Genomic DNA, 25,496 nt, shown 5'->3' with positions numbered 1-25,496 from the left:
GAGTCTTTTTTGTTTATATTAGTTCTATTAGTTCCATGTATTATATACTTCATTCCAAGACCTTAGAAAAATTCTACATTGGGCATTCTTCAGAATCTTTACAGGAAAGATTAAGAAAACACTTATCTGATCACAAAGGATTTACATCAAAAGCTAAAGATTGGGTTATTGTTTATTTTGAAACTTTCGAATCCAAATCAATAGCATATAAAAGAGAAAGACAAATCAAAGCATGGAAAAGTAAATCCAGAATTCAAAAACTTATAAATATAACAGGGATAGAGCATCCCGATTTGTAATCGGGACGGTCAAAGGTTCGAATCCTTTCGCGCTCACTTAAAGACTTACTGGAAACAGTGAGTCTTTTTTGTTTATATTAGTTCCATGTATTTTTGCTATATACTTCATTCCAAGACCTTAGAAAAATTCTACATTGGGCATTCTTCAGAATCTTTACAGGAAAGATTAAGAAAACACTTATCTGATCACAAAGGATTTACATCAAAAGCTAAAGATTGGGTTATTGTTTATTTTGAAACTTTCGAATCCAAATCAATAGCATATAAAAGAGAAAGACAAATCAAAGCATGGAAAAGTAAATCCAGAATTCAAAAACTTATAAATATAACAGGGATAGAGCATCCCGATTTGTAATCAGGACGGTCAAAGGTTCGAATCCTTTTTCACTCAAAAAAAACTTCACTTATCAAAAATGAAAATCTTATACAGAGAAGTTATTAATACAAGATTAATGATCTTCAAAGTATTGTCCAAACCATATATCAAAACTTTCTTTATATCGGGCCTGAGCATTTTGAATCAACACATCAGGTTCTTCAATCTGGCTTAAACCGTAATCTCCTTTCATCCACCTCAAATACTCATTTAAATCCGGACTCTCTTCATAATCCTCTTCATCTCTATAAAAATAAGCTTCATCACAATCTACGGAAATTTCAGTGTCAAAAGTAAGCAAATGTAAAAGCTGTACACTATTTTCAGCGACAATATGAACTCCACCTTCATCTCCAAAAACCACAACAGGCATTTTATTCAAAGACTGATCCGTTGCATTATTCCAGATCGCATAGAATGAACCGGAACCATTAGCCTGAGCAAAAGGTAATATATTATTCAAAAAACTTTCATCATCACTCCAGCTTTTCAGTCCTGATTTACTATCGATTAGTACACCAAATCCTTGCGAATAATTTTCAAACGAAGAGATAGTATTCTGGAAGTAAATCAGTTTTTCAAGCTCTACAGGAACTTCACTCAACCCCAGATTTTGTTTAAATTCTGCAATGTCTACCATAATCAATAATATACGATTAATAAAATTTATAAAATGAAAGAAGAACAGCAAATTTATTAACTATCTTTAATTTTCCGGTTATCTTTTATATTAATTTAACAACATAAACAATCCGCTTTTCTTCTAAAACACCCGCCACAACTCAATCATTTCCAATAGATTACAGTAAAAAAACTATTGATTACATAAAATATCTTTTTCGTTATTATAAAATACTTATATTTACCACCAAGGAGTTCTTAAAACCTTCTTTATCAACCGAAACTGGTTACACTTAGCTGTGTATTAAAAGGGAATCGTGTGTAAATCACGAACTGTCGCGCAACTGTAAGTAACATACAAAAAGTTTTTATCAATTGATATCCACTGTATATTTTTTATATGGGAAGGATGATAAAAACAGTTACAAGTCAGGAGACCTGCCTATTTCGTATTGACGATGCTTTCGCGATTTGAAGCTTACAGTCAGGTATGATGCGATATGGATATAGTACGATAACTTTTTTATCAAACTGTGTTATTTTTTTTGAAATGAATATGAGCGTACGTTTCGTGCTTCTCATGATTCTGTAGCTCATTCGTATCCCCTTTCCGTAATTTTTCTTTCTTAATAAAGCACCGCGAAGTTTACAGAGAACTTTTTATAGGATTTAATCAATGTAAAAAGGGATAAGGTGTACCAAAGCAATTTTAATTATTCGTGGAGTTCCAACAGGTTTATTTTACAAACCTGTACAATCAGAGTTTCTCAAAATTCCCAACATCAGCACAATGGGAAGATGTCTCAACTCCTTTCCTACTTTTTACTTTTTACTCAAAAGCGATGTCTTTACAGCTCTTCCGCTTCTTTAATAACAAACAAATTTCAACTCAACAATAAATATTATAATGATCAAAAATGAAAATTGGAAGTCGCCCGGCTTAAAATTCCGGGAGGCTATGGAAAAAGAAAATCCCCTTCAGATTGTTGGAGCTATCAATGCAAACCATGCATTATTGGCACAGCAGGCTGGTTTTAATGCCATTTATCTTTCAGGAGGAGGTGTTGCTGCAGGGTCTTTAGGAATTCCTGATTTAGGAATTACGACTCTGGATGATGTACTCATAGATGTTCAGCGTATTACTAATATTTGTGATTTACCACTTTTGGTAGATATTGATACAGGATTTGGGCCTTCTGCTTTTAATGTTGCCCGAACTATAAAATCATTAATCAAAGCCGGAGCAGCAGCCATTCACATTGAGGATCAGGTAGGTGCAAAACGTTGCGGACACCGCCCCGGAAAAGAAATCGTAAGCAAAGAGGAAATGGTAGATAGACTTAAAGCAGCTGCAGATGCCCGTACCGATGAAAATTTTGTGATTGGAGCCAGAACAGACGCCTTTGCAAATGAAGGTCTTGAAAAAACGCTAGAAAGAGCCATCGCCTACAAAGAAGCCGGTGCAGATTTCATTTTTGCTGAAGCAGTTCCTGACTTAAGCTTTTATCAAAAATTTGTTGATGCTTCCGGAATACCGGTACTTGCCAATATCACTGAGTTTGGAATGATTAAAATGTACACTGTAGAAGAACTGAAAAGTGCAGGTGTAGGGCTCATCCTCTACCCTCTTTCCGCTTTCAGAGCTGCCAATAAAGCCGCGCAGAATGTATATCATCACATCCGCAAAGATGGAACACAAGCGCATGTACTGGACACAATGCAGACCAGAGAAGAACTCTATCAAAGCATTGGCTACCATGATTATGAACAAAAATTAGATAACCTTTTTAAACAAAATACTCATGTCAACGAATAGCGAACCAACATTTAAGCCTAAAAAAAGCGTAGCACTTTCCGGAGTGACAGCAGGTAATACCGCTCTTTGCAGTGTAGGAAAAAGCGGAAATGATCTCCATTACAGAGGCTATGACATCCTGGATCTTGCAGAAAGAGCGCAATTTGAGGAAGTAGCCTATCTTCTGATTTATGGCCAGCTGCCTACTGAAGCTCAACTCAAAAATTATAAAGCAAAATTAAAATCACTGAGAGGACTTCCCCACTCTGTAAGAAATATCTTAAAAAGTATTCCGGCGGCCGCACATCCCATGGACGTTATGCGTTCGATGGTTTCAGCAATTGGAAGTATTCAGCCGGAAAAAGATGATCACAATGTAGCCGGAGCAAGAGATATTGCAGATAAATTATTAGCATCATTCAGTTCCGGGCTTTTATACTGGTATCACTATACCCACAATGGCAAAGAAATCAATGTAGAAACTGATGATGATACTATTGGCGGGCATTTCCTTCACCTTTTACATGGTAAAAAAGCTCCTGATTCATGGGTGAAAGCAATGGAAATATCTCTTAATCTGTATGCTGAACATGAGTTTAATGCTTCTACTTTTACCGCACGTGTCATTGCCGGAACCTCATCAGACTTTTATTCTTGTATCACAGGAGCTATTGGTGCTTTGAGAGGTCCAAAACATGGAGGAGCCAATGAGGTGGCTTTTGAAATCCAAAGCCGCTACAATTCTCCTGATGAAGCAGAAGAAGACATTAGAAAACGTATTGCCAACAAAGAAGTAATCATCGGATTCGGACATCCTGTTTATACCATATCGGACCCAAGAAATGTAGTCATTAAAAAAGTAGCCAAAGAACTTTCCGAGGAAGCCGGAGATATGCTGCTGTACAATATTGCTGAAAGACTGGAAACTGTGATGTGGGAAGAAAAGAAAATGTTCCCCAATCTGGACTGGTTCTCAGCAGTATCTTACCATCTGATGGGAGTTCCTACCCTGATGTTTACTCCACTATTTGTGATTTCAAGAGTCACAGGATGGAGCGCACACATTATTGAACAAAGACAGGATGGAAAAATTATCCGCCCAAGTGCCAATTATACAGGTCCTGAAAATAAAGACTTTGTCAACATCGAAAACAGAAAATAAAAAAATCAATTCATAATTAAACTAAAAAATAAAGATGTCATCACACATTTCAAACGAAAGACCACAACCGGATCAGGTATTAGCAGATATTGCAGATTATGTGTTAAGCTATGAAATCAAAAATGATTTAGCCTGGAAAACAGCGCACTACTGTTTATTAGACACGGTCGGATGCGGATTGGAAGCACTGACTTATCCTGCATGTACCAAACTTTTAGGACCTATCGTAAAAGGTACTGTTGTTCCAAACGGAGCTAAAGTTCCTGGTACACAATTTCAGCTGGATCCGGTACAGGCTGCTTTCAACATCGGGGCAATTATCCGCTGGCTGGATTTCAATGACACCTGGTTAGCTGCTGAATGGGGACATCCTTCAGACAATCTGGGAGGAATTTTAGCAACAGCAGACTGGCTTTCAAGAACAAATATTGCGGAAGGAAAAGCTCCGTTAAAAATGAAACAGGTTCTGGAAGCAATGATCATCGCCCATGAAATTCAAGGAGTTATCGCATTGGAAAATTCATTCAACAAAGTAGGTTTAGACCATGTATTATTGGTAAAATTAGCCTCTACAGCCGTTGTCGGAAAACTGATCGGCTTAACCCGTGATGAGCTGATCAATGCCGTTTCATTAGCATTTGTAGACGGACAATCTTTAAGAACATACCGCCATGCTCCCAATACCGGAAGCCGTAAATCCTGGGCAGCAGGAGATGCCACTTCAAGAGCTGTACGTCTGGCATTAATTGCCCAAACAGGTGAAATGGGCTATCCATCAGTATTAACAGCGAAAACATGGGGATTCTATGATGTATCTTTCAAAGGAAATGAATTCAAATTCCAGAGAGAATATGGTTCTTACGTTATGGAAAATGTTTTGTTCAAAATTTCATTCCCTGCAGAATTCCACTCTCAGACAGCTGTAGAAGCAGCAATGACTTTACATCATCAGTTAAAAAAATCAGGAAAATCATCTGAAGATATCAAGAAAATAACCATCCGTACCCACGAAGCATGCATTCGCATCATTGATAAAAAAGGTCCATTAAACAACCCTGCTGACCGTGATCACGCTATCCAGTATATGGTAGCAGTTCCATTGATCTTCGGAAGGCTGACTGCTGCAGACTATGAAGATAACATAGCATCAGATCCAAGAATCGACATCCTTCGTGATAAAATTGAATGTGTGGAAGATGTACAGTTCACCACAGATTATCATGATCCTGAAAAACGTTCCATTGCCAATGCTTTAACGGTAGAATTAAACGACGGAACCGTGCTGGACGAAATCGTAGTAGAGTATCCAATCGGTCACAAACGCAGAAGAGAAGAAGGAATTCCTGAACTGATCAAGAAATACAAAGTAAATCTTGCCAGAATTTTCCCGGAAAAACAACAGAGAATTGTATTAGAAAATTCTTTAGAATACGATACGCTTGTTAACCTGGATGTCAACGAATTCGTTGATCTTCTGGTAATATAATCTAATTCAAAGGTTGAGAGTGGAAAATGAAATGCACTCTCAGCTTTTCACTCTCAATCTAAAAATCATGTCACAAAAAGTAAAAGTATTAATCAACGGAAATTTTATAGAAAGTAAAACTACAGAGTACCTTCCCGTAGAAAATCCTGCTACTCAGGAAATTCTTGCAGAAGTTCCTTTAACGGAATTGTCTGAAATAGATCAAGCCATAGAAGCAGCTAAAGAGGCCTTCAAAACATGGAAAGAAGTAGCTACTCCGGAAAGAGCCAGATTCTTTCTAAAATACCAGCAGCTTTTAAAAGAAAATCAAAAAGAAATTGCCGAAATCCTTTCCAAAGAAAATGGAAAAACGTTCCCTGATGCCATGGGAGATGTATGGCGCGGCATTGAAGTGGTAGAGCATGCCTGCAACATTCCAACGCTCATGATGGGAGAAACGGTAGAAAATGTAGCGAGAGGTGTTGATACCTACAGCTATATTCAGCCCCTTGGAGTCTGTGCAGGAATCACCCCTTTCAACTTTCCCGCAATGATTCCTTTATGGATGTTCCCCATGGCCATTGCCTGTGGAAATACCTTTATTTTAAAACCTTCGGAACAAACGCCTATGACTTCTATGAAAATGGCAGAGCTATTTCTGGAAGCTGGTTTTCCTAAAGGAGTTTTAAATATTGTTCACGGCTCCAAAGACCAGGTGAATCATATTCTGAACCATCCGGAAATCAAAGCCATTTCATTTGTAGGTTCTGTTCCCGTTGCGGAGCATGTTTACCGCACAGGAACTGATAATCTGAAAAGAGTTCAGGCTTTTGGAGGAGCAAAAAATCACATGGTAGTAATGCCGGATGCCAATAAAGAACAGGTCATCAATAATCTTGTAGGAGCTTCTTGCGGAGCTGCCGGACAACGTTGCATGGCAATCAGTGTAGCTGTTTTAGTGGGGGAAGCTCAAAATTGGGTGAATGATATCAAAAAAGCTTTAAGCACCATTAAACCTGGAGTTTGGTCTGATGATTCAGCAGCTTTTGGTCCTTTAATCAACAAACAATCAAAAGATAAGGTTTTAAGATTGATTAAAAGTGCCTATGATCAGGGAGCTGAGGTATTACTGGATGGCAGCGACTGTAAAGTAGAAGGCTATGAAAACGGATACTTTGTAGGAGCAACGTTATTCAATAACGTATCAACAGATATGGACATTTACAAGGAAGAAATTTTTGGACCTGCTTTATTATTATTAAAGGCGGAAACACTGGATGAAGCCATTAAAATCATCAATGCTAATCCTTATGGAAACGGAACCTCCATCTTTACCAACTCAGGGGCGGCAGCCAGAAAATTTCAGCATGAAATTGAAGTGGGACAAATCGGGGTAAATCTTCCGATTCCTGTCCCATTACCGTTTTTCTCTTTTACAGGATGGAGAAAATCATTCTTTGGCGACCTGCATTCTTACGGAAAACAAGGAGTTCGTTTTTATACAGAAACCAAAACGATTACAGCCCGTTGGTTTGAAGAAGATATTCCTGTAGGCGACCTGAATATGACGATCAGTTTAAAATAAGTTGTCTATGGAATTCAACCTAAATCAAGATCAATTGGCGTTTCAGGATGCCGCAAGAAGATTTGCCGATAAAGAACTGGCTCCTTATGCTTCGGAATGGGATGCTCAGAAGATATTTCCGAGAGACGCAATTGCCAAAGCCGGAGAATTAGGTTTTTGCGGTGTGTACACCAGTGAAGATGCCGGAGGTCTGGGATTATCACGATTAGATGCTGCCATTATATTTGAAGAACTTGCAGCAGCCTGTCCTTCTACTACCGCCTACATTACCATACACAATATGGTTTCATGGATGATTGATGAATTTGGGAATGAAGAGATCAGAAAACAACTATGTCCGGATTTGTCATCAGGCACATTATTAGGTTCTTATTGTCTTACAGAGCCAGGTTCCGGTTCTGATGCTGCAGCCCTAAAAACTACGGCAGTAAAAAAAGGCAGCAAATACATTATTAACGGAACGAAAGCATTCATCTCCGGAGCCGGCGAAAGTGATATACTTATTGTAATGGCCCGTACGGGAGACTCTGGTCCTAAAGGAATCAGTGCATTTGTAATACCTGCTAATTCTGAAGGGATCAGCTTTGGCGAAAAAGAGAAAAAATTGGGTTGGAATACCCAGCCGACACGCTTTGTCTTCTTTGATCATGTGGAAGTAGATGAGAAATATCTTTTAGGTGAATTGGGGCAGGGATTTAAAATAGCATTGAAAGGTCTGGATGGCGGCCGTATCAACATCGGAACATGTTCTGTAGGAGCTGCACAGGGAGCTATTAACCAAGCCCGAAAATATATGCATGAAAGACTTCAGTTTGGAAAATCATTGGCTCAGTTTCAATCACTGCAGTTTAAAATTGCTGACATGGCAACAGAATTGGTGGCAGCCCGTCAGATGGTGCTTTTGGCGGCTTTCAAATTAGATTCTAAAGACACGAATGCTACTACTTACTGTGCTATGGCAAAACGTCTGGCAACCGATATGTGTTTTAACATCTGCAACGAAGCATTACAAATACTGGGCGGATATGGATGTACACAGGACTTTCCGGTGGAACGTCTTATGCGGGATGCCAGAGTGCATCAGGTGGTAGAAGGAACCAACGAAATTATGAAACTGGTGATTTCAAGGAAGATTTTAGAAGAAGGAGACATGATACAAATCCGTTAATTCAAAAGATTAAAAATGAGTTTAGTACTAACAGAAATAAAAAATAAAGTCGGGATCATCACCCTGAATTCCGAAAAGACACTCAATTCGCTTTCATTAGAAATGATTGAAGAACTGAAAGCTGTTTTGGAAGACTGGAAAACAGCTGATGAAGTAGTCTGTCTGTTCATTCAGGGAGCCGGTGAAAAAGCTCTTTGCGCCGGAGGAGATGTAAGAAAGCTGCATGATGCTATTATTGAACAGCAAAGCGTTGATGAAACAAAAGTACCCCAGCTGTGTTTCGATTTCTTTTTCAAGGAATATCAGGTAGATTATGCTATCCATACTTATCCGAAACCCATTATTGTCTGGGGACACGGAATTGTGATGGGTGGAGGAATCGGAATTATGGTAGGAGCATCCCACCGTATTGTGACCGAAAGAAGTAAGCTGGCAATGCCTGAAATTACTATCGGTTTATATCCGGATGTTGGCGGTACATGGTTTTTAAATAAAATGCCTTCCGCTTATGGAATTTATCTAGGATTAACGGGTGCCAGATTAGATGGAGCAGACTGTAAGTTCTTGGGATTGGCAGACTATTACGTTTCTTCCAATTCAAAAGAAACCTTATTAAATATGCTTAATCAGGCTCAATGGAATGGAAATAACCATCAAACGGTTTCTGTAATTCTGGAAAATATCTCCAAAGAAACAGATATCCCCGAGTCACAGGCACAGAACCATCATTTATTCATCAAAAATTTTGAAGGAGTAGATTCTTTAGAACAGTTTAAAGAAATTTTACTGCAATATCCTGATAAAGATGAATGGATCAATCCAGGAATAAAAAGCTTTGAAGCAGGCTCTCCAAGTTCAGCACATATTATCTTCAGACAATTAAAAGAAGGTAAAAATTTAAGTTTGGAAGAAGTCTTTCAATCTGAATTAAACTTATCGTGCCAATGCTGCATCCATCCGGATTTTGCAGAAGGCGTAAGAGCATTGCTTGTAGATAAAGACCAGTCTCCAAAGTGGCAGCCTGTAACATTAAATGATATAACCAAAGAATGGGTAGACAGCTATTTTACTCCGCTTTGGTCCGGTGAGGAACATCCATTAAAAAACTTAGGAAAAAAAGATTAAATATGTCAAATATAGCATTCATAGGATTAGGAAATATGGGTGGTCCCATGGCCATCAACCTTGTACAAAAAGGTCATAACGTTACCGGATTTGATCTTTCCCCATCAGCTTTGGAAATACTGGTTTCAGCAGGCGGACAGATATCCGATTCTGCTCTAGCTGCTGCGAAAGACGCGGATGTCATTATCTCCATGCTTCCATCTGGTAAACACGTTGCGGAACTCTATTCTGAAGAGTTTATCAGCCAACTGAAACCTGATACATTGATCATCGACAGCAGTACTATTGATGCCGTAACTGCCCGCTCTGTTGCTGAACTGGCCACATCAAAGGGATGTAAAATGATCGACGCACCTGTTTCTGGCGGTACTGCAGGAGCAAAGGCAGGAACATTAACCTTTATCGTTGGTGGTAAAACCAAAGACTACGAAAAGGCAAGACCGATACTCAAATGTATGGGACAGAATATTTTCCATGCCGGGGATTCCGGAGCGGGACAGGTAGCAAAAATCTGTAATAATATGTTGCTTGCCATACATATGATCGGAACTTCAGAAGCTATCAATTTAGGAGTTCGTCACGGATTAGAGCCGAAAATACTAAGTGAAATCATGCAGAAAAGTTCCGGTAGAAACTGGTCGCTGGAAGTCTATAATCCATATCCCGGAGTGATGGAAAATGCACCTTCATCAAGAGAATACTCGGGAGGTTTTGCAGTAGATTTAATGACAAAAGACTTAGGATTGGCAGCAGAAGCAGGCCTGGAAACCAGAACCTCTACCCCATTAGGAAATGCTGCTTTAAACCTTTACAGAATCTGGAGTGAAGCCGGAAATGGCACGAGCGATTTTTCAAGCATTATTCAATTCTTAAACAAACATCAGTAATCATGAATTTTGAAACACTACTATACCAGCAGGAAGGATATATTGGCACCTTAACCATTAACCGCCCGCAGGCTTTAAATGCTTTGAATGAAACGGTTTTAAAAGAGCTGAAAGCATTTGCTGAACAAATCCAATCCAATAAAGACATCCGTGTTTTAATCATTACCGGATCCGGAGAAAAAGCTTTTGTTGCGGGTGCCGACATCAAAGCAATGCAAGGGATGCCCCCAAAGGAAGCAACCGATTTTTCTGTTATGGCTCAAACCGCTTTCAACTCTATTGAAGCATTACCATTGGCCGTGATCGCAGCAGTAAACGGTTTTGCATTAGGTGGCGGGTGCGAACTGGCTTTATCCTGTGACATCATTCTGGCCAGTGAAAAAGCAAAATTCGGATTACCAGAAGTAACTCTTGGATTATTACCCTGTTTTGGAGGAACACAACGTTTACCGAGAGCTATCGGACTATACAAAGCCCGGGAAATGGTATTCTCCGGTGAATTTTACTCAGCAGAAACCTGTAAAGAATTGGGATTTGTAAACCGTGTGATTGCTCCTGAAGAATTATTGAATGAAGCCCAGAAATTAGCATTAACAATTGCATCAAGAGGTCCTGTAGCCGTAGCGAAGGCAAAACAATCATTGAATACAGGTGTAGAATTACACATTACAGATGGTTTGCAACAGGAAGCCATTTTATTCGGGGAATTATTCGACACGAAGGATCATCACGAAGGTATTGGCGCATTTATAGAAAAAAGAAACCCTGATTTTAAAGGAGAATAAAAGATAAAATAATTTTAAAAGATATATTTGATTTTTAGGAGGCTGGTCTGTTTTTGTTACCGGTCTCCTTTTTTTACTTCCCAAAAATACTTGTCATACAATCAAATTGTCATAATTTTGTTCTTCCTATTCAAATTCTATGAAAAATTTTAATCTCATTATCGCCAGCTGCTTCTTTGTCTCGGTTATATCGTGTACAACAACGGCACCAGTTTCAAAGACTTCTACAGACAATACACCTTATCAAAACCTTGGACGTGACGGGAAGATATACGCCGCTTTTTATCAGCAAAGGGCCGCAGAATATGAAGCATTGTGTCTTCAGGCGTACAATATTGCCACGCTTCGTCTGGATGAAGCTTTATCGCAGAAATCTGACAAACCTTTAGCCATTGTTTCTGATATTGATGAGACCTTTCTAGATAATTCTTATTACGCTGTTGAGCGTTCAAAAATGGGAAAGAATTATGATCAGAAAACATGGGAAGAATGGACCGCAAAAGGTATTGCCACTCCGCTTACAGGTTCTCAGAAATTCTATCAGTATGCCGCCAGCAAAGGAATTCAGGTATTTTATGTGACCAACCGTGTGGAACAGGAGCGCGAAGGAACTTTAAAGAATTTAAAAAAATACAATTTTCCAATTCAAAGCGATGCCAACCTTATCCTGAGATCCAAAGAAAGCAGCAAGGAAACCCGAAGAAAAGATATTGCTAAAAATTATAATATTGTTTTGCTGCTAGGCGATAATCTTGCCGATTTCTCAGATATATTTGATAAAAAATCAGAAACAGATCGTTCTTCAGCAGTAAAGAATTCAGCTAATGATTTTGGTAAGAAATTCATAATTATACCTAACGTTGGTTATGGAGATTGGGAATCATCATTTTATCAATACAAATATGATTACACGGATCAGCAGAAAAACTCAATGATGTACGATGCAGTAAAATCTAATCCTTAAATAAAATCTAAACTGTAGATATAAGAACGAAAAACCTCACAATATTGTTGTGAGGTTTTTTTATATGTTTTCATAAAGTAGAAAGGCAAGAAATGATGAAAGTTGTCAGGAGACTAATCAATTGACTGCTTTCTCCAAGCTTCCGTCAAAATATTTATGCGACTCCTTTTATTTTTGTTCCGTTCTTAGCTGCTTCGATTTTCTTATTATTTCTAAGCTCACGTTTCATTTTGCGATAGTCCCAGGGAGCGAGAGCGTTACTATCCTGCCAAAGTCCCACTTTTTTAAGCTTTGCAGTTTCCTGAATTTTGCCCAGAGAAGCATCTTTTGAGTAGGAAAAATACCACCATCCCAATCCTGCTTTGATAAGCTCTTTAGAAAGGTACTTCCCATCATCATAATACACTTTCGCAATAGACCTTCCATAACGGTCAGTAGTCGTTTCAACAAAGCTTACCGTTTTTCCGAATACCTGCGCAGAAGTAAACTGCTTTGCATTTTTACCGAACGCTTGTCCACTTTCCGGACAATCAACTTCGGCTAATCTGATCTTTTTTTGTTGATTTCCTTTTAACAGTAAAGTAATGGTATCTCCGTCTGAAATTTTAATCACTTTTCCGGTAGTCTGTGAGAATAGAAATACAGGGAAAAGTATGTACAGCAGCATTAATCGTTTCATGGAGCAAATATAGGGATTAGTAGTTCTTGTTTAATTAAAAAACCTCGCAAATGCGAGGTTTTTTATACTATCAAATTAAGTTATTTGATTTTTTTTCACCTCAAAGTCGGGAGACTTTGCGGAGCAGGAGCCGGAAATTAGGAAGTTGACACTAACATAGCATCTTCTATTTCCCAATAATTATCATGCAATCTTAGTTTAAATACAGCATTTCTACCGTAATAATCTTTTTTTATACGATGGTCAACAAAAACTAATGCTCTTTTTTTTGAAGTATCGAATACAATCTCTGAAAAATAGACAACACCTATCTCACATTCATTTGTATGTTTATCATACTCTGCCAGATCCAGGACTTTTGCGGTACACAAATTAAATTGATTTGCTTTTATAGAACTTCGTATGCTTAAATTTTTAATATCTGGACTATTAGAAAAGTCTTTAAAAGAATCCTTCGTTCTGATTATGCGTCTTAAATAAACCTCGGTATTATCTGTCCCGAAATATGTATTTTTACTTTTAGTAGAATCTATATACAAATTGCAAAATTTTTCAGGATGATTAAAAATTTCGTTGTGCGCTTTTGTCTTCTCTTCGATATATAAATCATCATCGTGAACTCTTAAACTATCAAAATATCTTTTTTCACCTAAATAATCTTCTCTAAAAAAATAAGGTATCAACTGATCTGTTAAATCATTATATAGTTTTACATTAGTATCGGTTGATTGACTTACACATTTCTTCATTTCCTCTTTACAATTCGTAATTAATAAAGAGGATAATAAAATCATAACTATCTTAGTTTTAAAATTCATACTATTTGAAAATTTTAGATTAATAACATCCTCTTACTCGCAAATTATCTTTTGGTTTTTTATAATTATCTAAAATAGATGGTTTTTTTTCTGATTTCAAGTCCCTGATTTGACGTTGTTGCCTAAAGTCTTTTGCTGCATTATTCCTCCTAATTCCATCAAACTTTTCACTAATTATATCACGATCAGAAGCAGAAAATTGAGTATCTGTTCTAAAATAAATAATTTCCCAATTATCTCCTGCATCTGACCTACCACTTTTTGATTTAAGACTCATCTTAAAAAGTGGTTCAGATTCCTTGGAATGATGGTCAATTGCATAGTCTGCCCAATGACCACCTTCATGAATTATTATTTCTGCTAAATTATCAATATACTTTTTATTTCCTTTATTTTTTGAAACCGTATTTACTACGCAGAATCTATTTTAATAACATTGGGATCACCACCTGGATCAAAACTCGCCAAATCAAGTAAACTTTCATTCATTATAACAGTGGGCCCATCTCCATCTCTGAGCATTGTTTGTATCATTTTATCATTTACACCAAATCTATTTTTAAACGCTTCTCGAAATTCTGAATCTCGAAACACCGCTTTTATAGTTTTTATTGCCGCTGTATATAATGCTCCAGTATTGTTTCTCCGAATGGTAAATTTAAGAAAAACAGTGTTGTCTGAGCACTGAATAAATAACATTACAAATGATAAAGACGATTCTTAAAGTACAAAACCTCGCAAAATGCGAGGCTTTGTATAATATTAAATTATTTACTTTTCATCTAGAAGTCAAGAGACTTTATAGAGCGTTTTTTTGTTTGTAAAATGTTAATTCATTTGATAACCATTATTCTAAAGGAACAAAAGCTTGACATTCTTCTGAATATTTAACTATATAATAAGAATTAATACCTTTAATACTATAAGTTAGAACAATATCATTTGGGTCAAATTTCATATTATCATAATACCAAATTGTTACTTCATTTCGAGTAGTATTAAATAATACATAAGCTTTGTTTTGTCTTGAATTAATTTTATTTAAAAAGATAAATTCTCCAATATGACAATCTCCATAATTTTCTACTTCTTTAAAATATTTTTTAAACTTGAAATTACTCTTAATAAAATCATTGGGTAAAAAATTCAAAAAGGGTATTTTAACTAAAAATGATTTATAATATTCCAAATCATTTAATTTATTCTTATTAATTGTTTTGATACTGTAATAAACAATATTTGTTTTTAAAAAATTAAAATTATCTTGTAACTTATTATTTTTTAATTCAATACAATCCAAGGATATATTTTTTTTTGTTAAACTACTACCCTCTATAATTACACTTGGTAGATTTTCTAATGTTTTTGATTTTTGTTCTTTCTGTGGAGGTACTTTATGACACTGAGATAACACTATCAAACAAATTAAACATAAAAAGGTTTTCATATTATTAATAATTTTTAGGTTGTGGTTTTTTTGCCGAATCCCTCATTTTCAATACATTACCATAGTTTGAAGCTCCACCTCCATTATAGTTTTTACTTGCATTATCCCATGTCTTTCCACCTGTCCATTTTGTTTTTCCCTTACTTGTTGTAAGTCCTTTTTGATACATCAATCCAATACCAGCACTAACTGATTGTTCTGGAGTAGCTCCCCCTCCTTTTGTTAGTCCAAATTGAGTTTTATGTCCATTTGCCCAGTCATTTGAAAATACACTATAATAAACATTTGCTTGCATAATATCGGATTTGGGGTTATTTAGATCATTAGGGTTTTCATCATATGTTCCCATCATAGATTCTTGCATGATTGTAGCTTTGACTAAAGTGGGATCTAAATCTGGTACTGTAGATGCGTCATCAATACTTAACCCATTTGTATGTTTAGGAGTAATACCCGCATTTTTGTATTGATTAAAATATCCAGTTTCTGACGCTATTAAATAATCATATTTTTGATAAATTGATCCAGTAGTATTACCTCCTCCTTTTTCTTGTATTATATTGGGCATTACCGCTTCTATCCATCCTTTTCCTCCGTTTGCCGTCAAACCACTTACTGCAACACTTTTTGCATTAATATCAATCATATAGGTCTTAAAAACTGTATTACTTTTAATCCTATGAATTTCTCGACCATTAACCCCCATAAAAACAATGTCATTTGGAGCTTGTCCGTCTGGGTCAATAAATCTGATAGGATTATCAAATGTATAAACATAGGGACTCCAACTTGGATATTTTTCGGCTAATGGATCTACCCCATACCAAATACTTGCTCTCGGATTATAATATCTCGCTCCGTAATAATATAACCCTGTTTCTCTATCCAATTCTTTTGCATTGAACTTATATGGGTTATCATATACTCCTGTTCTCTGCTCCAGCATCGTTTCTCCGAATGGTAAATTTAAGAAAAACTGCGTACTCTGAGCACTGGAATTGGTAACAAATGTTGCTGTTCCCAAATGGTCATTATGTAAATAGTACAATCCTAACTGGCTGGTTGGTCCGTTTAAAGTATTCAGCTCTGCTAAGGAAATATCACCTACTCCTGCTTTTTCAAGATACGTTTTGAAATCAACAGAAGGATCAGGTTCTCTCATTGTTGTTCCCTGATCAGATGTTCTGAGATTTAGAGGAACAAAAATATTGCTTCCATCCATCACTCTGCTGGCAAAGCGGGTTGCTCCTTCAAAATAATGTTTGGTGTACTGTCCGTTTAAGGATACCGTTACATATGGATTAGGATATAAAGTATAATCAGTTAAGCTTAAGCTACCCGGATCTACCAATTCTCCGTTCTGATACAGCTGAGAACTTCCATGAAGGTTATACTTTATCGTTCTTTCTCCTTTGTCGTCGTATGCATAATACTGATATACTCCGGAGTCGTCACTGTAAAATGCTTTCAGACGATCCTGCTCATCCCAGAACATCTGCTTGGCACCAAATTCATCAACATGTTTAATGGTATTCCCATTATCATCATATTCGAAAAGTTGCTGCGTACCACTGATATTACCATCAATAATCGTCTTCACTTTATGAGTTTCCGGAATATACTTATAATTATTAGCGTAGGTATTCAGTGGTTCCGGCTGCTGGTCGATCTGATGCACCTGTTCCTTCAATACAATTCCTCCACTTTCGTTATATGTTATCTTTCTAAGCTCAAAATGTGAATTACTTTGCGCATATGGAGAAGTATTGGGTGTTGTAGGAGTTCCTCCTTTATCATTAAGCCCCATATCACTTTCCGTACCAATCAATCTGTTTAAAGTATCATATCCATATTTAAAAGCATAGGTTCCTCCCATCTGATTCGGAGTTACTCCTACGTCATTGGCAAGACGGATAATATTTCCTCTCTTATCATATTCATAGCTGTTGGATAAAAATGCATTGGAATTGCTCCATAACCCAAAGTGATTTAACCTTCTGTTGGTAGCAATATATGAATAATCTGTTCTTGTTCCATTTCCATAGTTGGCTGCTGTTCTCTGCTCATAAAGGTCATATTTGATATTCTGAATATAATTATAACTTCCGTTGGTTACCGTTTTAAGATTTCCTCCCAGGTCATAACTGTAAGTAAGCTGCTCTCCATCCGGATAGGTCAGTTTTTTCAAACGGTTCCAGCTGTCATAGACATAATCCGTTTTGAATTCCATAGTCGGAATATTGTAACCGAATATTCTGCGGGTTTCTGATATTACTTCACCCAGCTTACCATAATTATAAGTAGTATATCCTGTTCCATCTGTTTTTGTTATAATTCTTCCGGAATTATTTCCTGAATTGGCAGGCATATAATTGTAATGAACGTTATTAGGATTAGTAACTCCGCTCGGAAGATCAGGAAGTATAATATCTGTCAGTCTGCTCTTATCATATTTATAATGAATCTGATGGGTTTGTATAGTGGGATCATTTGCCAGATTTGGAGTTCCAAACCAGATAAGATGTCCCGCAGAATCATATACATAAGTAGTAAGTCCTTTATCAGGATGTAACATTTCTGTTCTTCTTCCGGCAAGGTTATACTTATAGGTCGTCTTAATACCTTGCGGATCAGTTACCATAAGCAGTTCACCTATTGTATTGTATTCAAATTTTGTAGACAGCGGGTCACTATTCAGGTAATTTATTTTCTCAACAACCTGTCCCTCCACATTAGCAAAGGTTTCCGTTTTCATAACATCAAACTCTTCTGTAGTTTTAAGCAGGTTTCCTTCAATCTGATAGGTAAGATTCTTCATCACTCCATCTTCATCCTTCATACTGTTAATCCTGTCTGAATGATCATAACTATTTCTTACTACATTCTGAGCAATTGAAAGGTTAAGATTATCTGTCATCTGATCTTCCTGTACCGGATGATATTGTTCTATTGTTCTTCCGAATACATCAAAAACAGATCTTCCTGAAACAGATCTTTTTTCCACACCACTTACATCAATATCTTTCTTCACCTGTATTACTCTTCCCATAAAATCTGAATAAGAGTCTGTATTAATCAGGTTATTCGGATGGTCTGCATCATAATGAGAGGTTCTGGCACGGAATATTTTAATATTCTGATCTGAACTCGGCATACCATAATGATCATAATAATAAGAGTGAGTTATTGTAGAAATATTTGCAGGACTATAAGGTTCAATGATGGATATAGCCCTTCCATAGTCATCATATCCATATTGTATTACATTTCCTGTTATATCTGTACTTTTTGTTAAAACATCCAAATAAAGATTATACTGTCCAAAGGAAATATATCCAAAGGCATCTGTTGTTCTTATTACATACTTACCTGTTTCATCATCATATTCGTAGGATATGGAATATCTGTTCTGTGATTCATCAGGCGGATAAGTTACCGTTTTAACATTACCGGAAGGTTCATAAGTATAATCAGTTATGATATCCTGAGAGCCATCAAATACGATATATTTTCCGACATCTCCTGTATTAACGTTTATATCCTGGGTTTTTCTCTTCCTTAAAAGAGTAGAACCTGTTCCGTCATATACATTGATCTCTTTTGGTACTGCGATCATATTTTTATTCAGTCCGGTCCAATAAGTGATCACAGATTTATAGGAATTGGTAGGGCTGGTATAGGTATAATTTGAAACCAATCCGGTATTGTAATCATACTCCATTTTTTCCGTAGTCTCTATTTCACCACCATTTTCAAATCTCGTATTGATCTTTGTATTCAACAGAACGGTAGCCATTTTTCTACCTTCTGTTCCTCCGTTATCAAAACTTTCAGCTAAGTAATTAGGGTCTATTTTGGTTGTATTATCTTTAAATTTATATAAACGATAGTTATAGATCACTTTGGAAATTAACTCATCATTTCCCGAAAGGATTTTACTTTGTTTAATTAATCCGTTTAAGAAATAACTTGTGTTGTAATACGTATCCTCAGTTTTACGGTAAGGATTCCCATCGATATTGATTTCTTCACGTATTACTTTTCCAAAACCAAAATTATCTCTTTCCCTTCTGTCATATCTGGAATTTTCAAATTTATATTGGGTTACAATATCTTTTTCTGTACTGGAAAGCGTATAGTCTGTACTAAAAACATCCGGGTTTAATATTTTAACCTCTTTAACCACCAGTTTTGCATGTGGATCCTCATAGTTTGGTTGTGTAAACTGATAGTCTATAGTGTACTTCCCTTTGGTTATATTTTGAGTAACAGATTTCAGTTTATTGGTTTTTCCAATCAAAGAATAGTTAACTGTAAATCCATTACTGTTATCTACTACAAGATCAACAAATCCATCTCCGTTCATATCTCTGAAAGCCTTTTGAGTATCAGAAACATTGATCCCCAAGTTGGCCGTAGCTCCTGCTCCTACTTTTATGAAAAGATTCAGAATCGGAACAGGAGGAATAATCGGGATAGGTCCTATATTTACCATAAAGCTTCCTCCGAAAGAGAAATAGCCATTATATGAGCCACTTTCTTCAGTAAAATCTACATTTCCTACTGTTTTAAGCAATGGAACAGCTGTATCAAATTTATGCCCTAAATTATAGCGAACATTGGTCCATTTAGTACAACCTGGCAATAGATCGCAATTTTTCACCTCAAGAATATCAATTAAACCATCTCCGTTGATATCTTCATATACAACATCTGCAGTCCCCTTTGAAGCTGAACCGCCTAAGCTTGCACTGATACCAAATCCAAAGCTGCTCAAGGCACCCATATTTGCTGAAGAACCTAACCCTCCACCTATAGAAATATTTTCACTTCCTATCGGGTGAGATCGGTAAGTAAGCATATTTTCAACAGGCTTCCGCGTTAACAGCTTTTTCCCTAGATTGAGCATTACACCCATATTCAGATCGCCTCCATCTACCACTCTGTCAGGAAGTCCATCTCCATTAATATCCATCCAAAAACTTCTCCCTGAATCAAATGAGTTAAAATATTTAGTAACTCCTGCACTAGCAGATCCGGACCCAGACCATGGCATAGAAGAATCCCCTTTTGAAGTAGTGCCCAACAGACCATTTACACTAATTCTTCCGCTAGCAGAAAAAAGGTTATAAGAGAATCCCAGAGAATTCATCTTCTGATAGGTATTGGAATCCGTAGGAAAACCTCCCGATGGTACCAGGTTTATATCATCTAAACTTCCGACTGAGTTTGTCATCTGAATAGACTCAGGATATACCATATCAGGATACCCGTCTCCATTTATATCAGAGAAAGTCTGAGTTTCAATACTTCCCTTTCCCCATGGTACAGTTTCTGATTCGGCTTCAGATATTCCTACACCTCCTACTGATACATTTAGTGTATTCGTTGTATTACGGGTATAGCTGCTCTGTTTTCTACTGATAGCCTTCATTGTGGTATCCAATGAAAGTACTTTTGTCACCAGAGTTGTAGGTGTTACCGATGGTGTATTAGGTATAGGATTATTGAAATAATTGACAGTTTCATCATCCTTGAAAGAACTTGCAGAAGCAAACTGATTCTCTCCGGCTCCCACCCAAATGCTTTTAACAGTATAGTTACCTCCTGTATTTACCAGTGAACTATGTGGTTTCATAGGAGAAACAAATTGGGAAACTGTATTATTTCCTGTATTAGGGTTCGCATTAGGTAAGTTATCAATACACTTAGCCAACTCCTCTGCACTTAAAGGAGGCTGCTGAATACATTGTGGATAAGTATTTTGAGCTGCATTACCCGGAGTCATAGTTTCTGCTTCAATTGGTTTTCCATACGTGTACCCTTCTATAATTCCCGGATTGTATAAAAATTGTCCCCAGTTATTATAGACAGCAGTTTTCGGGTTATACATTGCTGTATTTACCGAAGTTGGCGGTACAGAGGTAATCAGCTCACCACTTCCATAAATTTTGAATGGTTTCCCCTGGAAGTATTGAGAATATTTATTGAATAAAGCGTAATCACCATCAGTTTTACAATACACCTGAATATTAACAAGATGAGGTTGACCAAATTCCGGTATTGTTAAATCTCCCTTATAAAAGCTGATAGGACTTATTCCCGGAACATCAAATCCACCAATCATATCCTCTTCTTTAATCACGGAGTTAGCTCCGTTAGCAGCTACAGTTACTTTTCTTTTCCCCATCACCGTTGATCCGGTTTTAATTACGTAATAAAACGTTCCGGTTGAAAGAGTAGAAAAGTTTGTAACACCTTTGTCTATCTGAACACCAAAAGCTCTTTTTCCACTAACGATATTAGGATTATCCTGAGTATTTCTAATATCTATCCTTGCTCTTAGTTGTGTTACTGCATATGAAGGATATTGAGCAACCGGATACAAATCTAAGTTAACTGATGCATTATTATTTGAAACAGCATTATAATGTACTTTGATTTTATCTTTCCAGTTGCTGCTGAAGAATGATGTATGAGAATCAGATTCTACAATAAACTTCAAGTATACTGGTTCACTTGAATTCACATTCAAAGTACCTGTAAAAGCTTCAGTACTGAATGGATCATATGACTGAATATATTCAGAAGAATGGAGCACTGTAGCTGCACCAGTAGCTGCATTTTCTGCAATCACTTTAAAGGTAAAGTTATCTGTACTAGAGGTAAAGTTAACACTTTCCACTGTAATATTTGCTGTTCCCGTACCATCCAGATACACTGATGATAATAAATTATTGGTCAGGAAATTACTTCCATAATTTCCATTATTCAGCTTAAACTGATCCTGAAATACAAACTTGCTTGACAATGGGGATCCGGTTGAGGGATCAACATAAATAACTTCCGGATTAGAGTTTACCTCTAAATTCTTATTCTGGCTTTTATGCAATCTTATGTATACTTTCTCACCACTTTTTACAAAAATCCTGTTGGAACTATTAGCAGCTCCTACCTGATTGGATACTGTATTATTTCCCGGTGAAATGGCATTCATTTCTGTATAATAATCATTGTACTTCGAGATCGAAATATTTTTCGCAAGGCCACCAGGGGTAAGTTCAGTAAGATAAACTCTTGTATTAACAGAAGAACCCGAAGGCGCGTAAGGAGCTTCCACCGAATAATACATTTTTATGGGTAAATCACCCTGATCTCCAGTATAAGAAGGTACGGATATATTATCTTTAATCGTGATATACCCATCCTGTGAAGCTATCCATACTTTTACAACATCAGTAATGGGTACTGCCGGAATATCTGGAGTAACAATAGGATCGTCCGGAGGTAAGACCGGAGGTGCAATTGGCTTGTCCTTCACTACCATATTTTCTGTAAATTCAGAATGTATGGTCATTTCAGGCTGTTGTGAGATCTTATTATATTTATTAAACCAGACCTGTCCATTATTGACAACATCAACTAATCCGTCAGAGTTAGCATCAATCAGATAGGTAGATGTGGTTCCTCTGGATGTAGATTTAATCTGGGATCTACTGTATACTGTAGCTCCCATATCCCATCCTGAATTGTTGGTCTTGGTTTCGGTATAGGTAAAGTTGTTGTTATAATTTAATAAGGGTTTGGCTGGTAAAAAAGATAAATGACCGTCCTGATCCAGTTTTCCCTGACTGAATTTCAGTTGAGAAGAGGTTCTGTAGATCATATCCTGAATACCATCTCCGTTAAAGTCAATAAGCTGCTGGGCATTCTTTGCTTCAGCCGTGGAATATCCAAAAGGGAACCCAAACATCAGGTGTCCATATGCGTCATTGGAAGAATAAAAGAAATTCAACCCAGCAGCCGGTCTAAAGTTTAATCCATTTTCAGAGGAAATATTTCCATTGATTTTGGATGGTTTCAGAAGATTTTCGATCAGTCCATTATAGACATTTTCAGAATTCTGTACCTGCACCTGAGTATCAGGTCCAAATATCTGATTATTTTCTACCTGGTTATAGTATTCAAAAGAATAGTCATCAACAATAGGAAGCGGATTCACGATCTTAATATTGTATACCTGACTGTATAATCTTCTTAACCTTGTTTTATTAAATTGTCCATCTTCGTATTCTGCTCCATAGGTTCGTATTTTTTCTGTCTTATGTTTTATATCAATAGCTTTTAAAAGATATGGTTCCACTCTTTTTACTCCCTGCTTTGCATTGATATTGATATCTTTTCTACTAATTCCGGTTTCAGCAATAAAATTAACACTGTAATCCTGATTTTTTCCGTAAGTTATTTTTTGAATATGAAAATAAACTCCTCCGGTTAGGGCATTAGTTGATCCAAGATCTAATATATTTTTCTGATAGGTAAACATCATTTTATTACCATTACTGTCTTCTATCATTCTTAATCCCCAATGAACAATCTGGCCTTCATCATTTTTTATAACAGAATTATCACTTCCGCCATAATAACTCTTAGTACCATCTGTAGAAGTTACTATCCATGAATAATCAGAAGGTGTATTCCCTTCTCTTTCTATAAGAGTAAAATCATGGTTTTTTCTGAGATAAAATTGTTTTTTCCCTGTCGAATTACGTACCTGCCTTGCTGTTGTAATATCTGTAGAGGTCTCACTTGTATTATTATGTCTGTGTGGCAGATAACCATTAGGATAAACAAGCATTTCCCCATCTAAAGTATACAGTTCCGTTTCCTGGGCACCAAACTTAGGTGTTCCCCATCTGGTATCTACTGAGATCGCCGATAATCCCTGAAGATCCCATCCTTCACCCATCCATCCGTTACCGGCACCACTGTTGTATCCTATTGCTAAAGAAGGCTGTAATCCTCCCAAACCAGCAGGAACTTTGATAGGATAATTCATATTGGCATCTCCTTTTTGGCTTGCAGTAGGAGCATTCATCAGCTGCATTCCTGCCATTGGATCTGCTGCTTTTAATCCGCTGATACTTGTTGGTGAAAAAGCTGTTGTCTGGGGAGATTCCGGAGCGGAAATAATTCCGTTGATATAATCATGGTCTCCATCTCCTTCTACCATTACCGTTTTATTTTTCTCATCAACAACTGATTTATCCGAAACCCATTGTTTTTTAGCATAATCAAAGTGGAAAACCTTAATATCTTTAGGAGAAAATAATCCCAGTCTTTTCGTATCATAAGGAATAGTAATCTTAGCCTTTTTTTCCAGCTTCCCTGAGACTAAAGAAAATCTATAGGCAGCATTATTCAGAGTAACATTTTTAAGCCCCTGAGAAACTGCAGGAATATCCTTTTCTCTTAATTTCAGTATTTCTATATAAGCCGACTCTGATGCTCCTTTTTCAATAGAAACATTCATATTTTCATAGCTTATGCTAAACTCCTTATCTTTTGAAATTTCAACTCCTTTCGGCTTTGCGTAGTAGTGATCAACTACTTTAAAAGCTTTTGTAGAAACCGGAATTTTGTAAGTATTGGCTACACCTCCTGCAATAACAGAGAATGAACCAGCTACTTTATTTTCCTCAGAAATTTTGATAACCTTTTCAAATTCACCGTTTTTCACAGCAATAACCTCATTATTAACTACCAAATCTGATAGTGAAGTAGTGTTTCCTTTTACATACAGCTGATCTCCTGACAGCGCAGAAGTTAGATGCAGATTATTTTCTGATCTCTTCTCTTTATCAAAAACGATACGTAGGTTTTTTATTTTATATTTTACTCCCGTAGTCGGTGAAGTGAATAATACCGTGTTGAAACCTGTTTTAATAAGTCCTGAATTAAGAGTTTCTTTCTGATGACTCCATTTTGCACTAGGAATAATAATTCCTCCTCCTATCGCAATATTATGGTTGATAGATCTGGATACTGACTCATGAGAAGCCAGACCAAACAAATCATATTCCAGATAAGCGACTGCATTTTTTTCCACCGACGGAACATCCACCGTAAAAAAGTTATCAGATACCTCATCTTCATCCTGTTCTGTGAAAGCACCAATTGTTCCTTCTTTTTCTTTTGATGGATAAAAACTTTCGCTATTGTTAGCAATAGTATTTCCCAATTCAGAAAATCCTAAATTTTCCTTATCAGAATTTGAAATTCTAAGATCTCCTATGATATTTTTTTGAAGAGATTTTTCAGATTGTACTAATTGATGAGAAGAGCTTTCATCTGCATTCTGATTAAGCGAATCAACCTTTTTATCGGTCCATTTACTCATCAGTTCTTTCTTGAATCCCCGAACCTTCTGCCTGTCCTCTTTGGTGAAGCCTGCAAAAACAAACATACACGCAAAAAAGCATATCAGCAGAAACGATTTCTTCGTAACGGGAAATTGATTCTTATTTATTTTCATGGTAT

General features: G+C 36.7%; 17 protein-coding genes and 1 riboswitch. Of the genes, 11 read left to right on the top strand and 6 right to left on the bottom strand.

Going from position 1 to position 25,496, the window contains the following annotated elements:
- The coding region (locus tag REB14_RS11760; protein ID WP_309522279.1) for a GIY-YIG nuclease family protein at positions 1 to 299 on the top strand (299 nt) is incomplete at its 5' end.
- A gap of 85 nt (positions 300 to 384) precedes the next feature.
- Positions 385 to 654 (top strand): GIY-YIG nuclease family protein, encoded by a 270-nt coding sequence (locus REB14_RS11755; RefSeq protein ID WP_079240738.1) that lies wholly within the window; start codon positions 385 to 387, stop codon positions 652 to 654.
- A 94-nt stretch (positions 655 to 748) separates the two neighbouring features.
- On the opposite strand, the gene REB14_RS11750 is transcribed toward REB14_RS11755, so the two are convergent.
- A complete protein-coding gene (locus REB14_RS11750; protein WP_309522278.1) occupies positions 749 to 1,315 on the bottom strand; it encodes a hypothetical protein in 567 nt (188 codons plus the stop codon).
- A gap of 248 nt (positions 1,316 to 1,563) precedes the next feature.
- Positions 1,564 to 1,756, top strand: a riboswitch (cobalamin riboswitch).
- 447 nt (positions 1,757 to 2,203) lie between these two features.
- Here REB14_RS11750 and prpB point away from each other — a divergent pair.
- The 9 genes from prpB (at position 2,204) to REB14_RS11705 (ending at position 12,232) form a co-directional block, all read left to right on the top strand.
- On the top strand, positions 2,204 to 3,112 hold the full coding sequence (gene prpB / locus REB14_RS11745; RefSeq protein ID WP_309522277.1) for a methylisocitrate lyase: 909 nt from the start codon (positions 2,204 to 2,206) through the stop codon (positions 3,110 to 3,112).
- Complete coding sequence (prpC, locus tag REB14_RS11740) at positions 3,099 to 4,253, top strand: bifunctional 2-methylcitrate synthase/citrate synthase (protein WP_034700194.1); 1,155 nt, start codon at positions 3,099 to 3,101, stop codon at positions 4,251 to 4,253. Before prpB ends, prpC begins: the two co-directional genes overlap by 14 nt.
- A gap of 34 nt (positions 4,254 to 4,287) precedes the next feature.
- Positions 4,288 to 5,739 (top strand): bifunctional 2-methylcitrate dehydratase/aconitate hydratase, encoded by a 1,452-nt coding sequence (locus tag REB14_RS11735; protein WP_079240733.1) that lies wholly within the window; start codon positions 4,288 to 4,290, stop codon positions 5,737 to 5,739.
- A 67-nt stretch (positions 5,740 to 5,806) separates the two neighbouring features.
- The gene (locus tag REB14_RS11730; RefSeq protein WP_309522276.1) at positions 5,807 to 7,303 is read left to right on the top strand and encodes a CoA-acylating methylmalonate-semialdehyde dehydrogenase; all 1,497 of its coding nucleotides are present in this window, start codon (positions 5,807 to 5,809) and stop codon (positions 7,301 to 7,303) included.
- Positions 7,304 to 7,310: 7 nt separating this feature from the next.
- Positions 7,311 to 8,471 (top strand): acyl-CoA dehydrogenase family protein, encoded by a 1,161-nt coding sequence (locus REB14_RS11725; protein ID WP_079240731.1) that lies wholly within the window; start codon positions 7,311 to 7,313, stop codon positions 8,469 to 8,471.
- 15 nt (positions 8,472 to 8,486) lie between these two features.
- On the top strand, positions 8,487 to 9,596 hold the full coding sequence (locus REB14_RS11720; RefSeq protein ID WP_079240730.1) for an enoyl-CoA hydratase/isomerase family protein: 1,110 nt from the start codon (positions 8,487 to 8,489) through the stop codon (positions 9,594 to 9,596).
- Positions 9,597 to 9,598: 2 nt separating this feature from the next.
- Entirely contained in the window at positions 9,599 to 10,483 is an 885-nt protein-coding gene (mmsB, locus tag REB14_RS11715; RefSeq protein ID WP_309522275.1) for a 3-hydroxyisobutyrate dehydrogenase, read from the top strand.
- Positions 10,484 to 10,485: 2 nt separating this feature from the next.
- Positions 10,486 to 11,268: an enoyl-CoA hydratase/isomerase family protein gene (locus REB14_RS11710; protein ID WP_079240728.1), complete on the top strand. Its 783-nt coding sequence runs from the start codon at positions 10,486 to 10,488 to the stop codon at positions 11,266 to 11,268.
- Between the two features lie 139 nt (positions 11,269 to 11,407).
- Complete coding sequence (locus REB14_RS11705) at positions 11,408 to 12,232, top strand: 5'-nucleotidase, lipoprotein e(P4) family (protein ID WP_079240727.1); 825 nt, start codon at positions 11,408 to 11,410, stop codon at positions 12,230 to 12,232.
- A gap of 154 nt (positions 12,233 to 12,386) precedes the next feature.
- Here REB14_RS11705 and REB14_RS11700 read toward each other — a convergent pair whose 3' ends face one another.
- From REB14_RS11700 to REB14_RS11680, 5 genes are all read right to left on the bottom strand, one after another.
- Positions 12,387 to 12,911 carry a thermonuclease family protein gene (locus REB14_RS11700; RefSeq protein WP_309522274.1) on the bottom strand — a complete coding sequence of 175 codons (525 nt, stop codon included), beginning with the start codon at positions 12,909 to 12,911 and terminating at the stop codon, positions 12,387 to 12,389.
- A 137-nt stretch (positions 12,912 to 13,048) separates the two neighbouring features.
- Positions 13,049 to 13,729 (bottom strand): hypothetical protein, encoded by a 681-nt coding sequence (locus REB14_RS11695; RefSeq protein ID WP_309522273.1) that lies wholly within the window; start codon positions 13,727 to 13,729, stop codon positions 13,049 to 13,051.
- Positions 13,730 to 13,748: 19 nt separating this feature from the next.
- Positions 13,749 to 14,006: a hypothetical protein gene (locus REB14_RS11690; RefSeq protein ID WP_079240724.1), complete on the bottom strand. Its 258-nt coding sequence runs from the start codon at positions 14,004 to 14,006 to the stop codon at positions 13,749 to 13,751.
- A gap of 570 nt (positions 14,007 to 14,576) precedes the next feature.
- Positions 14,577 to 15,176, bottom strand: coding sequence for a hypothetical protein (locus REB14_RS11685; RefSeq protein ID WP_145953210.1), 600 nt, complete (start codon positions 15,174 to 15,176; stop codon positions 14,577 to 14,579).
- Positions 15,177 to 15,180: 4 nt separating this feature from the next.
- Entirely contained in the window at positions 15,181 to 25,491 is a 10,311-nt protein-coding gene (locus tag REB14_RS11680) for a SpvB/TcaC N-terminal domain-containing protein (protein WP_309522272.1), read from the bottom strand.
- Between the last annotated feature and the right edge of the window lie 5 nt (positions 25,492 to 25,496).

The sequence above is a fragment of the Chryseobacterium metallicongregator genome, assembly GCF_031324065.1.
Lineage (GTDB): Bacteria > Bacteroidota > Bacteroidia > Flavobacteriales > Weeksellaceae > Chryseobacterium > Chryseobacterium metallicongregator.
The sequence above is the reverse complement of the archived record's forward strand: the minus strand, read 5'-3'. Positions and strand labels throughout refer to the sequence as shown.